The sequence below is a fragment of the Chryseobacterium sp. 1B4 genome (assembly GCF_036631475.1).
Taxonomy (GTDB): Bacteria; Bacteroidota; Bacteroidia; order Flavobacteriales; family Weeksellaceae; genus Chryseobacterium.
This window is the reverse complement of record NZ_JAPNUF010000006.1, coordinates 311702-326657: the sequence shown is the minus strand read 5'-3', so window position 1 is coordinate 326657 and position 14956 is coordinate 311702. Positions and strand designations below refer to the sequence as shown.

Sequence of the window (14956 nt, the reverse complement as noted above, 5' to 3'; positions counted from 1 at the left end):
TATTTTGTAAATTTGCATCAGAATATTAATAATTAAGTCATGGTTAATTTAGAATGGTACCGCACTTTTAAGGCGATCTACAAAACCGGGACGTTGACAGGTGCAGCAGATGCTTTATTCATATCACAGCCGGGAGTTAGCTTGCATTTAAGCTCTTTGGAAGCTTATGTAGGATATAAACTGTTTGACAGAACCGGTAGAAAAATGATTCCAACAGAGCGAGGGAAGGTGCTGTTCAATGCGGTTGCCGAACCTCTTACCAAACTGGAAGATGTAGAGAAAAATTTTCAGAAATCCACAGAAAAGCTTACGCCTACAATCAGTGTGGGAATGTGTTTCGAGACTTTTCAGACTACGCTTGAACAATATGTTTCATCACTGCCTTTTAACCTGATTATCAGTTTTGGTGAATATCCCGAAATGCTGGATCAGCTGGATAAAGGAATTCTGGACCTTATCATTACTCCTAAAAAAGGCTCTTCACCCAATATAGAACATGAAGCATTTTCTTCTGAGCAGATCATTCTGGTTGGAGGGAAGGATGTAGATACTGCCGCTTTCAATAAAGTTTTAAAAACAAAAGATGCTGAACAGATAGAGGAATGGCTGAAGAACGAAAAATGGTACGGGACTACCGGAGATATGGAACATCTTTTCCAGTTCTGGACCTTAAATTTTGGGCATAAACCGAATTTCCGGCCTAATTATATCGTTCCTAACCTGAATTCAATTATCCGATGTCTGAAAGGAGGAACAGGATTGGCTGTTGTCCCTGATTTCCTATGTAAAAACGACATTGAAAGCGGTGACGTGAAAATGATCTGGGAAGGAAAGAAAAAGCTGGAAAACACACTATATTTCGGATGTCGCAAGAAAACGAATTATCAGGCCGAGATAGAGCATATTAAAGGCTTATTCCGTCAGGTAATGAGTAAGTAAAACCATATCCCGCATCTGTAAACCGTTTTCAAAAATGGGTGACGGATAATGTTCAATAAAGAAATTTTTCCGGATTCCGGTTTTTATGAAGCCGTTTTTCTCATAAAACCTGATCTGTTGGAAGCCGGTATCCGATGTTCCGACAGTCAGTGTTTTATAATGATTTTCTTTGGCAATTTCTTTTGCTTTATCCATCAGAATACTTCCGGTTCCTTTGCTTCTGTAGCTTTCAATCACAGCAACATTTTTTATTTCCAGTTCGGTCTCACTGATTTTGCATAATGCCATTACAGCAATATCTTCTATGCCGTCATGCAAAAGATAGATGTCAGATTTGAAAATATACTGATCAATGGCTTCTTTGGTTTCATCAGCCAATAATAAAAGTGGATAAGGTATTTCCGAATCGGAACTTAATTGATGAAAAATAAAATCTTCCATTTACAGACTCATATGAATAAGCGGATAATCTTTTCCAGAACCATCCTTTTCAGATCTTCCGATTTTTTTGAAACCCATCTTTTCGTAAAACCCGATGGCCTGAGGATTCTGCTCATTCACATCCACTTTAGTTAATCCGGTTTTCTCTTTCATAAACTGATAAAGTGTTTTTCCGTAGCCTTTTCCACGGGTATCATGATGAATAAAAAGCATTTCCAGGTTGCCTTCTGCCACGGATGCAAAACCTTTAGCTTCATTATTTTCGGTAATTAAATAAACATCAAGGTTAGGAAGGTAGTCTCTTGGAATCACTTCTTTAAAATAGCTGAAATCTTCTTCCGAAAGAAAATCGTGGGTTGCTTTTACGGCAGATTCCCAAATTTCCATGATTCTTGGATAATCTTCTGCATGAGCCAGTCTGATGTGTTGTGACATGATTTAAATTTTAAGCAAAAATAGGGAAAATAGAGGTGAGATGCTAGGAGAAGGTGAACTTTGGGGCTGGAAGATGGAAGATGGAAGTTAGAAGTTAGAAGTTAGAAGTTAGAAGTGGACATAGTAGGTTTTATCGACTACAGAGATTCCCCTTCTCTGAAGGGGTGAATTTTTGTGAAGCAAAAAGACGGGGTAGTTTATACATCATCTTAAACCTTTTGAATAAGAATTTTTTAACTGAAACAGTAAAAATGGTAGGCAGGATTTTCAATTTTTTATTGCAAATTTGTTTATCACTTTATATTAATCATTAAAATAAAGACTTATGCAAAAGAAAACCTATCCAGGACAGCCTGTGGTAACTTTAAATAATGGAGTGGATATTCCGGCTTTAGGCTTTGGAGTATGGCAGATGGATGATCTGAAAGAATGCGAAAATGCAGTCATCAAAGCTATCCAGACAGGATACAGAATGATTGATACTGCTGCTATTTACCAGAATGAAACTGCAGTAGGAGCAGCCGTAAAAAATAGTGGTGTCCACAGGGATGAACTGTTTATCACCTCCAAAGTATGGGTTCAGGATCACGGATATGAAAAGGCTAAAAGAGCTTTTCAGAGAACATTGGACAGACTGCAGATGGATTATCTTGATATGTATCTGATCCATTGGCCTTATGGAGATTTCCTGGGAACATGGAAAGCTTTGGAAGAACTCTATCAGGAGGGGAAAATCAAAGCTATCGGAGTATGTAATTTTACAGTTGAGAAATTGGAAGAATTGAAAGCAAATTCAACAGTTTTACCGGTAATCAACCAGATTGAACTGCACCCTGTATTTCAGCAAAAAGAACTGCAGGTATATGACAGGGAAAATAATATTATAACACAGCCATGGAGCCCGCTTGGGAATGGTAATGCGAATCTTTTAAGCAATCCTGATCTGAAAGCAATTGCAGAAAAATATGGTAAAACCGTCGCACAGGTCATTCTGAGATGGCATCTGCAGGAAGGATTTGTGGTGATTCCAAAATCTGTGACTCCGTCCAGAATTGAGGAAAATTTTAATGTATTTGATTTTGAGCTCACAGAAGATGAGATGAATGTTGTCCGTTCTTTAGATACAGGAAAAAGACTGTTCTTCGATCCTAAAGACCCGGCATGGGAACAGAAAATGTTGAATTCCGTAGCAGATATTTAATTAAAAAACAGAAGGTAAGAGTATTCCCGCAGCTTTCACTGTTTCACAGATTACAATCTGTGTTTTCTGTGCGATCTGTGGGAATTGTATTTTTATTCAGGGTGAGGAATATCATATCCTGTTGAAAATGAGCTGTTCCTATTTTTTGTACCTTTTAATTAAAATAATTTTTATGTTTTGGCCGGATACAATCAGTAAAAAACTGGGGATAAAATATCCAGTAGTTCAGGCTCCGATGTTTGGAGTCAGCACGATACAAATGGCGGCAGCAGCGGCTAAGGCAGGCTGTCTGGGGTCATTGGCATTGGCTGATCTTTCTGCAGATCAGTCTTTGGAATTAATCTGGGAAATGAAAAAACTGACCGATAAGCCTTTTGCTGTCAATATTTTTGTCCATCATATTCCGGATGTGACAGATGATCTAAAAAGGAATTTATTAAAGCCAGGCAGTTTATCGGACAGCTGGCCAGAGAAAATAATATAGAAGTAAGTCTTCCGGACTTTGATGCGATCGGTATTAACAGTTATCATGAACAGGTGGATGCTGTTATTCGGGAAGGATGTAAGATTCTGAGTTTTACATTTGGAAATCTGGATAACCAGAGTATTCAGAAATTAAAAGAAAACGATGTTGCCCTTATCGGTACGTGTACTTCCGTAAATGAAGCTTTAATTCTTGAAAAATCCGGTATTGATATTATTTGTGTTCAGGGAATAGAAGCCGGAGGTCACAGAGGAAGTTTCGAAGCAGAAAATATTCCGCAGATCGGAGGTTTATCTTTATTGTCACAGATATATGATCAGGTAAATGTTCCTTTGATTTATGCAGGAGGAATTTATGGCTCAAGAACATTGCAGGCTGTTAAAGATTTGGGAGCACAGGGTTTTCAGGTAGGTAATCTTTTATTGGCTTCTCAGGAAAGTGCTTTACTGCCATTTGAAAAAGAAAGATTGAAAAAAGTAAGAGAAGAAGAAATTGTCTTAACGAAGAGCTTCTCCGGAAGATATGCCAGAGGGGTAAAAAATAAATTTATAGAAACCGTTGAAAACTCAGAATATATTTTACCGTATCCATATCAGAATAAACTGACCAATGCCTTACGCAAAGCTGCAAAATCTCTGCAAAATCCGGAGTTTGTGGGGATCTGGGTTGGACAGTCTATTCATCAGTATAGTGAACGTTCTACAGAAGACATTCTGAAGAAACTGATCAAAGAGTGTGAAAGATGAATCTGTAGGCATAAATTTGATGATAATTTTATATTTTAGTACATCAATAAGTCGGTACCGGGGAGCAGGGTTCTTACCTTCAGTTCTCCGTTGATGTCATAGGAAAACCCTCTCTTATTTATAATATATTTCAGAGATATATATGCACCGGAACGCTATTCATTGAATTCTATAATAAGCTGGTTCATAACTACTCCTCCAAGGGTTGTAGATATTCCATTCAGATCATTCCATTTTCTATCTGGATAATATCCTGAATATATATGAACTGAACCTTCGGCTCCCTGATAGTTATTGGGTTCTCCCGGATTAAACCAGTTTTCCGTGGTGGCAGGATTGGTCGCCCAGTTGATGATAAATTCTTCCCCGGTAATCCACTGGAGTCTGTCCGGATTTCCTGGTCTCTGGATTTTATTAAAGCCAATCCATATATTGTTTTGCAGGTTGTAACCTGTACCTGTAGCTACAATATTAGTGTTAACCCAGGCTCTTTCCGCATCACTGGGCATGGTGACCAGATAGCCTCCCATAAGCTTTCCGAAGATGAAGGCATTAAACCAGTTGATCGCTTGTGAAAGCTGATAGGCACAGTAGGTATGATGATTTCCTGACCATTTTTTGCATCCGAGTTCTGTCGCGGTGCCTCCGCCAGGCAGGGGTACAGGAGGTTGTGGTCTTGCAGCGACGGGCTTTGGTTCATAGCCCAGAATTGTATTGCTGAAGCCTGATGGAGGATTGCCCAGATCGCTTTTTGGAATCTTACGGATATTTCCCTCTGAATCTGCCGAGAGTATATCGTCTGAGTCGCTACCGGAGTTCAGGGTTCTTACCCTCAGTTCACCGTTGATGTCAAGGGTTTTTGTAGGGGTTAATGTATTGATCCCCACTTTACCCGTTTGCCCCTGCATCCATAGGGTAGGGAAAAAGAAAGCGATAAAGAGAATAGTCAGGTCTGGAATTATACCGGACAGGATATTTTCCTTTGGAAAAAGATTTTTCAAATTTTTTTTAACATAATTGTGTTTTTTATGGTCTGCAGTTTTAAAAGTCCGCAGTTCTTTTTAATTTTCAACCCATTGTGGGATATGGGATTATGCTCAGTTTCCTGATATCGGCGCTGTCTGTAAGGAGCTTCAATTACTTTTCTCAGCGTGTGTTGCAGCCTGTTTTTCCTCACGTAGCTTCCGGGACTGCTTGGCTACTGTTTTGTTTTTCATATCTTTGCTTTATAGCATTTTAGCAAATATATAGCCTTTTTTCTATTTACAAAATAAAAAATATACTTTTTTCTATTTTTATTATGAAAGCTATCGAAAGGATTTATGAATATATCGATTATAAGGGGATTAAAGCTATTTCTTTTGAAAGGTCTATTGGATTGTCTAACGGATATCTGGGGAAACAGTTAAAAAGAAAAGCAGATCTGGGCGAAAGTATTCTTATTAAAATAATAGACAATTGTCCTGATATAAATCCATTGTGGCTTATTACCGGAAGCGGAAAAATGCTTGAAACCGGGAATACCCACTTTTCACAGGGAATCAGTGAGGCGAATCATTCCAATATCAGGCTACCTTTTGAAAAGACAATCGCTCCTCCGGAAACCGTTGCAGAAAAAGAGGCTGTATATGGAAAAACGCAGACCGATCCTTTGCTGGTTCACGCTTTGAATGAACATTTAAATGAACAAAAATTACTGTATATTAGACAAATACAGTTGCTGAATGTTCAAATTGAGATGCTGACAAAGGATAAAGAAGAAAGAATTCAGGAATACAGAGACAGGATATCAGAACTTAAAGAGTATATAGAAATCCTAAAAAATATGCCACCGCCGGATGTTATTCATTAGGGGTTGAGATAAGGCCGGAACTCATCTGCTTACTGCTGTGTTTTTGAAAATCTGTAAAGCTGTTTTTAATTTATTATGTTTTTTGAAATAAATAGGTGATTATTAGGATGTCGAGTGGGTGTGAGTATGAAGGAGCTGTTCACTTATTGAGAATGACTAAATAGATGTTGTCATTGTTTTTTATATTAGATAATAGTCCCCTCCTTATAGCGAACCTGAAAATAGTAAAGACTTACAATAAATCCTTTCCTGCATACAGGAAAGGATTTTGTTTTGTAAAACTGGAGATTACGATCTTATTTCGTTAGATTCAGTCCTCCGAAATTTCCGGAACTCATCATTAAATAAACGCCATCCGTTTTATCTAATGTGTTCCAGTATGCATGAAGATCTTCAGCATTGGTGAAAACCTTTACATTGTCATTCCTGAACTTTTCCTTGATGAACTCAGGAGAAATAGGCTCCATTCTTTTAATCTTCAAAGCTTCTTCAGAATAGAAAACTACAGCCTCGTCCAGACCATCCATAGCGTGGTCATACTGCTCAAGGAAAGCAGGATTTAAGCTTGAATAGGTGTGAAGTTCAAGAAACCCATGCTTCTTATCATTTTTAAACTGTTCTACGAATGCTTTTACGGCAGCCTTTACCTTACTTGGTGCATGGGCAAAATCTTTGTAAAGGATTCCTTTATCTTCTCTTTCCACTTTTTCAAGGCGTTTGGAAGCGCCTTTGAAGCTCATGATCGCCTCATAGAAATCTTCATCCATGATGCCAAGCTGCTGGCAGATATGTCTTGCTCCTTCAAGGTTTAACAGGTTATGTGCTCCAAAAACAGAAAGCGGAACATCTCCCATTTCAGTTTTTAAATATACTTTACCGTTACTGATTTCATATTCAGGAGTTTTGTAAGGGATCTTTCTGAAATAATTTTCAGCATTTTCCACTACTTTCACTACTTCCGGGTCTTCTTCATTGTATACAAGAACTCCACCTGCAGTAATGCTTGCCACAAACTTTCTGAACTGCTCAATATAATCATCAAAAGTTTTGAATACATTGATGTGATCCCATGCAATACCGCTCATTAAAGCAATATTCGGTTGATACAGTAAAAATTTTGAGCGCAGGTCAATAGGAGAGGAAAGATATTCGTCACCTTCCAGCACCATGAAGTCATTATCCTGGGTCAGTTTTACCATACAGTCAAAACCTTCAAGCTGGGCACCCACCATAAAATCCACATCTTTATGATGAAAATTCAGCACATGAAGAATCATTGAGGTAATGGTTGTTTTACCATGTGATCCCGCAATGACGACTCTGGTTTTATTTTTAGACTGTTCGTAAAGGAATTCCGGGTAAGAATATATTTTCAGGCCCAGTTCTTTTGCTCTTGCCAGCTCAGGATTATCCTGATGTGCATGCATCCCGAGAATGACAGCATCAATATCCGGAGTGATCTTTTCCGGGAACCAGCCCATTTCCTGGGGCATTATTCCCTTCTTTTCAAGTCGGGATTTTGAAGGTTCAAAAATAGCATCATCAGAACCAGTTACCTGATATCCTTTGTCTTTTAATGCGATGGCAAGATTATGCATGGCGCTTCCGCCAATGGCAATGAAGTGGGTTTTCAATTGTCTTTACTGTTTTTTAACATTAATATTAATGATCTGCTGGAAAGCTTCAAGAATATTGTTCCAGTTGGTCTGGTAATTCGGAATAATCATGCTGGCATCCGTTTTACTGCCTTCATTGGGACCTTTCTTAACATTGATGGAAGTCGAAATATTGTCATACAATTTTTTACGGTCTTCCTGTATCCTCCTGAAATTATTCTGAGAAAGAACCTGGTCCAGTTTCTTTAAATCTTCATCAGAAATTTTAAAATCCTGTTTGTATTTTTTTCCCTGGCCTTCAAAAGAATAGTGTGCATTATTCCCTTTTATAAGCAGGTTTTCATAAACAGGAGCATAGCCTCCGCTTTTCGAATAGCTGATGTCAAAATCCGAATATACCTTCTGGCTGTTGCATGAAACTAATACTATGATTGCGAATAATATTCCAAGTATTTTGTTCATAATTTTTAATTTACTTAATTATTTGAATCCTTTTGTTCTAATTTTTTAGCTTTAAGTTCTTCATCATAATTGTGTAAAAGATTGAAATCTTCTGTCTGCTCAATAGCAGTCATGATTTTCAACAGGATTTCCGGTGCTTTTTCGTTATCATAATCGATATCCAAAGGAGCTTTGAATTCCATCGTAGGTTTCACACCGGTTACCTTCACGCGGAGTCCTTTCTTGTCAAAAGCTCTTCTGAATCCGTTTATTTTGATTGGAATCACAATAGGACGCTGGTTTTTTACCAATTTGGCCGTTCCTCTTCGTCCCTGTGCAAAAGCTGATGTAGTACCCTGAGGGAAAGTAGCTACCCAGCCATTGTCCAATGCTTTCATAATATTGTCTACCTCACTCATGTCTACCATTCTGTTGACATTTTTTCCTTCGGATCTCCAGGTTCTTTTTACCGTTACAGCCCCTGCAATTTTAAAAATCTTGGGAAGAATACCTTTATTCATGGTTTCTTCGGCTGCAACATAGTAAAAATCGATCTTTGGATTTAGCAGATAGATCGGGTTTTTTATCGTGTTTAAATATCCGTTGTTTACAGCACAGAAAGCATGATACATCGCTGCTACGTCTGCAAAATAGGTCTGGTGGTTAGACACAAACAATACATTGGAATCCGGAAGATCCACAAGATGTTCTGTGCCGGTAATCTTCAGTTTATTAAAGCCATTGAACCTTCTGTAGGATACAATACCTAAAATAAAAATAATAAACCTTTTCAAAAAATAAGGTGTTCCGAATGCATCGGTGAAAATATTTTTCTTCGCCATTTCTCAATTAAACACGGTAGTGCAAAGTTACATTTTTTCAGTAACTGGCTGAATTCACTTAATATCATTGCTGTAGCGCCCCAGATAATGTATCCGTTGAAATTAATGACCGGAACCTCATGTCCGCCTGCACTCGGCAGAGCCATAATTTCAGGCGTGTCTGAAAGATTGAGAAAGGATGTGATCGGAAATTCTATCGTTTCCACTGCTTCCGTCTGCTGAAGAACGAAGGCAGGATTTTTTTTAGTATAGGAAATATAAGGATACACGTAAAAATTGCTTGGCGGAATATAAATAGGGGACATTTCTCTGATGATTCTTACATAATGTTTATCTATCCCTATTTCCTCAGAGGTTTCCCGAACCGCCGTTTCTGCAAAGTCTCTGTCCATTTCCTCACGCTTTCCTCCGGGCAACGATATCTGTCCGCTGTGTCTGTCGTGCTCGTTAATAGTCCTTTGAATCAATGGAAAATACCACTCGTTGTCTTTCAGATATAAAACAATATTGACTGCTGCAAATTTGGGATTCTTTGCCAATACTTCATCATAAGTAAAAACGGGACGGTAGGGAGGTGAGAAGACTCCATGGGCGTGCTCACCGGGAAGTTCCACACTTTTTATTTTTCTCAATAAATCTTTTCCAAAATTTTCCATAGCTCAAATTTAGCAATATATCTTGAAGAAATAAGGGCCTTAACATTAATTAACCAATAGGAAAAGTTTATCAATAGTGAATTTTGCTTCGCAAGTGAATAGTGAATTGTTATGGGTCACAACAATTGACAAATGAAGCAAATTAGCTATGCAGCAATAGTTATTATTACTGGATTTTCAATTTTACTGGTATTTTTGAATTTATTTTTCTGATTTAACTAACACTGCAGGAATATGTTTTACCGGAAAATTAACCGAATTGGCAATGAAGCAATATTCATTCGCTTTATGATGAAGCTGTTCTGCTTTTTCAGTCATTGATGCTTCTGTAACCGTCACCCTGGGATGTAAGGTCACTTCTGTAAAATAACCGCTTCCGCTGGCTGTTTCTGCCATTATGCCGGAAGCTTCATCTGTATATTCTGTTACAATAATGCCGGCTTCAGAACAGAAGTGCAGATACCAGAGCATGTGACAGGAGGAAAGAGAAGATAAAAGCATTTCTTCCGGGTTATATTTTGTGCTGTCACCACGGAATGCCGGATCAGATGATCCTTCAATAACAGGTTTGTTTTCTGCTGAAATGGTATGGCTTCTTTCATAGGCTCTGTAACCGCTGGTTCCGGTACCTTTGTTTCCTGTCCATTGGATGGTGGTTTTGTAATGGTGAGTTTTCATATTTAAAATGTAAAATGTAAAATGTAAAATGTAAAATGTCTTTTTTGTTAAAATTCAATAGGGTGGTTTTAACCGACCTGCCAAGAAAAATTATCCATTGGCTTCAGCCACACTTAAATTGTCAATCATATTCTGTTCTTATAAATAAATTATAAAATGAAAAAAACCTCCAGTACAACTGAAGGTCTTAAATTTTTTAATTGGAGAATTCTATTAATTCTTCTTTTTTAGCATTGTAAATTTTGTATTCTAAATATTTAAAAGAATCTCTTGGAACGATGGTTACCCATTTTTTGTATTTGATAAACCACTTCATCTGGATACTTTTAATGCCTTTTGTAAGGTAGGCTTCCACAAATGGGTGTACATGCAGGTATACTTTTCCTTTTTCCTTCTGCAGGATGTTTCTTAAAGTTTCACCCATTCTTTCCACGATAACAATAGGAGCTACAATTTCTCCGTCTTTGTTCGGGTTTTCTTCTTTGGTTTCGATCTGCTTTTCCGGACGGTTTCTTTGTCTGGTGATCTGGATCAGACCAAATTTACTTGGAGGAAGTATTTTGTGGCGGGCTTTGTCGCGCTTCATTTCCTCTTTGAGATGCTCGTAAAGATCTCTTCTGTGATCAGAATTCGGCATGTCTATGAAATCGATAACGATGATCCCTCCCATATCGCGGAGGCGAAGTTGTCTTGCGATTTCAGTAGCCGCCATTTTGTTCACTTTCAGTGCGTGTTCTTTATTGACAGCCGTTCCGGTAGTAATATTGTTTCCGGAGTTGACGTCAACGACGTGAAGGGCTTCTGTGTGCTCAATAACAAGATAGGCTCCTTTAGAACTTGGGATGTTTACGTGCTTTCCAAAGCTCTGTTTAAGCTGTTTTTCAACATTGTAATATTCCAGAAGCGGAATATGAGAATCATAAAACTGGACAATATTTTTCTTTTCAGGAGCAATTACTTCAATGTAATTCTTCATTTCGTTCACCATCTGTTCATCGTCACAGATGATATTCACGAAGTCCTGGTTAAAATTGTCTCTTAAAATAGCTGAAGCTTTGTCTTCTTCGCTTAAAACTTTAGACGGAACTTTATTTCTCTGGATATTTTTAAAAGTGCTTTCCCATTTCTGAACCAGCTGGTTCATGTCATTATGAAGATCGGCTACTTTTTTCCTTCTGCTACTGTTCTGATGATCACCCCGAATCCTTCAGGCTTAATGCTGTCGATAAGGGTTCGCAGTCTTTCTTTTTCCTCAGAGCTTCTGATTTTTTTGGAAATAGAAACTTTATTGTCAAAAGGAATTAAAACCAGAAAGCGTCCTGTTAATGAAATCTGGGTAGAAATCCTGGGACCTTTGGTAGAAATTGGTTCTTTGGTAATCTGTAGCAGAACCAGATCGTCTTTGACGATTACTTTGTCTACTGTTCCGTTTTTGTCTATTTCGGGTTGTATCTCGAAATTTTTTAAGCTCGAAGTGCTTTGTTTTTTGGAAATAGTATCTTTTAAAAACTTTCTGTACGTAAGGTACTGCGGTCCCAGATCCTGATAATGCAGGAATGCATCCTTATCATATCCGATATTGACAAATGCCGCATTCAGATTGGGTGCCAGTTTTTTTACTTTTCCTATAAACAGATCTCCAACTATAAAATCGCTTTTGTCTTCTTGCTCATGAAGTTCACATAGTCTTCCGTCTTCCAGCAGCGCAATCTTTGTAAGATCATCTTCATGCGAAACTATTAGTTCTTTCTTCATTTTTTAATAAGATAAAATTGTTAAGATTATAGGAAGTGGATGTTTTTTTCGATTTATTCATCTATTAAATATAAGGATTTTGAATGAAAACCATTATATGTTTGTTAAAATAATATTTGAAACCATCCGTTTTCCGCGGAATCTTATAGTTGCAAACAAAAATATAGTCAGTGAACTTTAAAAATTTAAATCCACCAACTATATTATTATATTGTAAATCTCGGGAAAAAGAGATTATTTTTTCTTATGTCTGTTTGCTCTTCTTCTTTTCTTTCTTTTGTGAGTCGCAACCTTGTGTCTTTTTCTTTTCTTTCCGCTTGGCATAATTTTAATTTTTTAGTAACTAGTTAATATTCAGTTAATGTTCTTATTTTACTGCAACTTTAGTTTTTACTTTCTCAACAAAAGATTTTGAAGGTTTGAAAGCAGGAATGTTATGAGCAGGAATCTCAATTGCAGTGTTTTTAGAAATATTTCTTCCTGTTTTAGCAGCTCTTGTTTTAATGATAAAAGATCCAAAACCTCTTAGATAAACGTTATCCCCATTATACATAGAAGTTCTGATCTCCTGCATAAAAGCTTCTACAACTTTCTGTGTTTCATTCTTTTCTGTTCCCAACTTATTTGAGATGGTGTTTACCAATTCTGCCTTTGTCATTTCCTTATTTTAATTTTAAATTTTAGGTGTGCAAATTTAGTTAAAAAAATTGAATACTAGCAAATTAGTGACAAAATATTTTTATTCAAAGAGCAGGACTTTTTATATATACACTATATTAAGGCAGGGTTGTAATAATTTAACAATAAAATAATGTAGCGGGATAAGGGTGCAGAAAAAACCTGAACAAAACTTAATAAATAGCGGATCTGGATGGCTCTGCAGGGGTTTGTAGTCTTATAAAAGACACTAACAGAATGCCTGCTTACCTCTTTTGTTAGCCGGAATTAAAAAAAATGCTGAATCGGAATTTTACAGACTGGAATTATAATATCCGTTTTCTACGCAGAATCTTATGAGGTGAAGCTTGGTTTTTAATCCCAGCTTTTCTGTAAGACGGTTGATATAGGTGTCAATAGTTCTGGTACTCAGGTTAAGTTTTTCTGCAATTTCCTTATTGCTGAATCCTTCATAACAGAACCTCATAAGCTGTATTTCAGCCGGTGAAAGCTCTTCCTGTCCTTTCTTCTGCCTGTCCATATATTCCTGTACGGCAAGGGGCTGCTGCTCCCATTCTTTGGAATAAGCCTGATAATCGAAGTCATCAGAAGCAATACTTCCTTTAATAATATCCTTTATAATGGTACTTTTTTCTGACAGTAGTATATATTGGGAATCTTTGAAAGGATTTCGGCCATATCTTCCTGATAAGTGCCGGAGTAGGTGATAATAGGAGTTTCAGTATTGTTTTTTCTGATATACTTGATTGCTTCAATCCCGCTTAATACCGGCATGAAGAGTTCAATAATGAACACGTCTTCCTGTCTTCTGTAGATTCTGTTTACCAGTTCATGTCCGTTATTACAATCATTCAGAAGCATATAGAAAGGGTTTTCCATAAGTGTTTTGATCATTATTTTCTTAAAATAAAAATCACTGTCAGCAATGGAAAAACGTACGGTATTAGATAATATTTTGCTCATTCTTAATATCGATTTGGCGAATGATATTTAAAATTCAGAGGTCTAATTTATGAAAAACTTATCAAAGTGAAAATTAATATTAATTTAATCAGGGTTTTCACGAAACAGGGTTGGGGAAATTACGTATTGTGCATGAATTTTTTTTTATATTTTCACAGGCCAAACAAATCGCAAATTATGTCTTCTAACAGGGAAAAAAATTGAACAAATCTGACGTCAGAATGGGCATTTGGAAGTTTATTCTGTCATTTGTTGTTTTGTCGGTTGTATCTTTTGCTTGCTTATTTCTCTTCTTTAAGAGTTATGATATACAGCGGGAAGGGATCAGCCGTGAAGCTGAAGCCTATAAAGAACTGATGCTTCGAAGTGACGTACTGAAAGATCACATTGATGATATTTACGACAAAATGAACCAGCTTAGTATTAATAAGGTGGAAAATGAAGTGTTTCTCAGAACCAATATTATGGATAATGTGAGAGATGCCAAAAACATTATGGGTAAAGACAGTGTGGAAAGCTTTAAGCATTATGCCGTACTCATGAAGCAGATTGTACCTATGATGAACTTAAAAGCTAAGATCATTGAGGTAGAGTATCAGAAGAAAAGTATTATAAGGGATCTGGATGAATGTATGGGTAAGATAAAAGTGACCAACAATGAGCTTAGAAAAGATCCTACAAGAAATTTCACAGGAAGTAAAAGAAGAAGATAAAAAGGAAAGATATGCAAGGACAAATCACATTATCTAAGAAAGAAAGGCATTATCAGTTTTTTTATTTAATACTGATGCTGGTGACTGCCATGTTATTTTTGGGAGTGATCTTTTTAAAAGGATTCCAGTCTCCCTTTTCTGATGAAGATGTAAGAGGCATTCAGAATCTTGAACAGAAAGCTGCGTTTGAAAAACACCAGAAAATTGTTCTTCCTATTATGGACAGTACTTATACCATGATCAGCAAACTTACCGATGACGGACCACAGCCTTTCATGGAAAACAATATTCAGCTGGGCGTTAATGACCTTAACAGCTATTTCAACAGTACAGATGTTGTGGATATCCGTAAGGATGCCTATCCTCAGATCGCAAAATTCTATAAAATGTATTTTGAAGACAAAAAGTTCTTTCAACAGCCTCTGAAGACATTAAAATTTTCCAGAAGCAGGTAGATGAATGCAGAATCGGATTTAAAGATAAACAGAATAAGCTCTATCAGCGCGAGCAGGATCT

General features: G+C 37.1%; 18 protein-coding genes and 1 pseudogene. 7 read left to right on the top strand and 12 right to left on the bottom strand.

Going from position 1 to position 14956, the window contains the following annotated elements:
- Positions 1-39: 39 nt before the first annotated feature.
- Entirely contained in the window at positions 40-939 is a 900-nt protein-coding gene (locus OWR28_RS07490) for a LysR family transcriptional regulator (protein ID WP_332386101.1), read from the top strand.
- Here OWR28_RS07490 and OWR28_RS07485 read toward each other — a convergent pair.
- Both OWR28_RS07485 and OWR28_RS07480 read right to left on the bottom strand, forming a co-directional pair.
- The gene (locus tag OWR28_RS07485) at positions 913-1380 is read right to left on the bottom strand and encodes a GNAT family N-acetyltransferase (RefSeq protein WP_332386100.1); all 468 of its coding nucleotides are present in this window, start codon (positions 1378-1380) and stop codon (positions 913-915) included. The two genes, OWR28_RS07490 and OWR28_RS07485, sit on opposite strands and share 27 nt — an antisense overlap.
- Complete coding sequence (locus tag OWR28_RS07480) at positions 1381-1815, bottom strand: GNAT family N-acetyltransferase (RefSeq protein ID WP_332386099.1); 435 nt, start codon at positions 1813-1815, stop codon at positions 1381-1383. It lies immediately after the preceding gene.
- A gap of 325 nt (positions 1816-2140) precedes the next feature.
- Between OWR28_RS07480 and OWR28_RS07475 the strand changes: the two genes are divergently transcribed.
- From OWR28_RS07475 to OWR28_RS07465, 3 genes are all read left to right on the top strand, one after another.
- Positions 2141-3016: an aldo/keto reductase gene (locus tag OWR28_RS07475; protein WP_332386098.1), complete on the top strand. Its 876-nt coding sequence runs from the start codon at positions 2141-2143 to the stop codon at positions 3014-3016.
- 172 nt (positions 3017-3188) lie between these two features.
- Positions 3189-3500, top strand: coding sequence for a nitronate monooxygenase (locus OWR28_RS07470; RefSeq protein ID WP_332386097.1), 312 nt, complete (start codon positions 3189-3191; stop codon positions 3498-3500).
- The gene (locus tag OWR28_RS07465; protein WP_332386348.1) at positions 3452-4246 is read left to right on the top strand and encodes a nitronate monooxygenase; all 795 of its coding nucleotides are present in this window, start codon (positions 3452-3454) and stop codon (positions 4244-4246) included. The genes OWR28_RS07470 and OWR28_RS07465 overlap by 49 nt, the downstream gene beginning before the upstream one ends.
- 155 nt (positions 4247-4401) lie before the next feature.
- Here the strand turns inward: OWR28_RS07465 and OWR28_RS07460 are convergent, their stop codons facing one another.
- A complete protein-coding gene (locus OWR28_RS07460) occupies positions 4402-5247 on the bottom strand; it encodes a lectin-like protein (RefSeq protein ID WP_332386096.1) in 846 nt (281 codons plus the stop codon).
- A 299-nt stretch (positions 5248-5546) separates the two neighbouring features.
- Here OWR28_RS07460 and OWR28_RS07455 point away from each other — a divergent pair, with 299 nt between their 5' ends.
- Entirely contained in the window at positions 5547-6098 is a 552-nt protein-coding gene (locus OWR28_RS07455; protein ID WP_332386095.1) for a hypothetical protein, read from the top strand.
- Positions 6099-6394: 296 nt separating this feature from the next.
- On the opposite strand, the gene OWR28_RS07450 is transcribed toward OWR28_RS07455, so the two are convergent.
- The 9 genes and pseudogenes from OWR28_RS07450 to OWR28_RS07410 all read right to left on the bottom strand — a co-directional run bounded on the left by OWR28_RS07450 (position 6395) and on the right by OWR28_RS07410 (position 13727).
- Entirely contained in the window at positions 6395-7732 is a 1338-nt protein-coding gene (locus tag OWR28_RS07450; protein ID WP_332386094.1) for a Mur ligase family protein, read from the bottom strand.
- Between the two features lie 6 nt (positions 7733-7738).
- Positions 7739-8176, bottom strand: coding sequence for a hypothetical protein (locus tag OWR28_RS07445; RefSeq protein ID WP_332386093.1), 438 nt, complete (start codon positions 8174-8176; stop codon positions 7739-7741).
- A 14-nt stretch (positions 8177-8190) separates the two neighbouring features.
- A complete protein-coding gene (locus tag OWR28_RS07440) occupies positions 8191-8997 on the bottom strand; it encodes a lysophospholipid acyltransferase family protein (protein WP_002984229.1) in 807 nt (268 codons plus the stop codon).
- Positions 8946-9653 carry a CoA pyrophosphatase gene (locus OWR28_RS07435; RefSeq protein WP_332386092.1) on the bottom strand — a complete coding sequence of 236 codons (708 nt, stop codon included), beginning with the start codon at positions 9651-9653 and terminating at the stop codon, positions 8946-8948. The genes OWR28_RS07440 and OWR28_RS07435 overlap by 52 nt, the downstream gene beginning before the upstream one ends.
- A gap of 201 nt (positions 9654-9854) precedes the next feature.
- Positions 9855-10331, bottom strand: coding sequence for an OsmC family protein (locus OWR28_RS07430; RefSeq protein ID WP_332386091.1), 477 nt, complete (start codon positions 10329-10331; stop codon positions 9855-9857).
- A 196-nt stretch (positions 10332-10527) separates the two neighbouring features.
- Positions 10528-12086, bottom strand: a pseudogene (locus OWR28_RS07425) (Rne/Rng family ribonuclease).
- 367 nt (positions 12087-12453) lie between these two features.
- Positions 12454-12744, bottom strand: coding sequence for an HU family DNA-binding protein (locus OWR28_RS07420; RefSeq protein WP_002984212.1), 291 nt, complete (start codon positions 12742-12744; stop codon positions 12454-12456).
- Positions 12745-13056: 312 nt separating this feature from the next.
- Positions 13057-13284: a helix-turn-helix transcriptional regulator gene (locus OWR28_RS07415; protein ID WP_332386089.1), complete on the bottom strand. Its 228-nt coding sequence runs from the start codon at positions 13282-13284 to the stop codon at positions 13057-13059.
- 95 nt (positions 13285-13379) lie between these two features.
- On the bottom strand, positions 13380-13727 hold the full coding sequence (locus OWR28_RS07410; RefSeq protein ID WP_332386088.1) for a response regulator: 348 nt from the start codon (positions 13725-13727) through the stop codon (positions 13380-13382).
- Positions 13728-13927: 200 nt separating this feature from the next.
- Between OWR28_RS07410 and tssO the strand changes: the two genes are divergently transcribed.
- A complete protein-coding gene (gene tssO / locus OWR28_RS07405) occupies positions 13928-14440 on the top strand; it encodes a type VI secretion system TssO (RefSeq protein WP_332386087.1) in 513 nt (170 codons plus the stop codon).
- 11 nt (positions 14441-14451) lie between these two features.
- Positions 14452-14895 (top strand): type VI secretion system transmembrane protein TssO, encoded by a 444-nt coding sequence (locus tag OWR28_RS07400; RefSeq protein WP_332386086.1) that lies wholly within the window; start codon positions 14452-14454, stop codon positions 14893-14895.
- Positions 14896-14956: the final 61 nt, after the last annotated feature.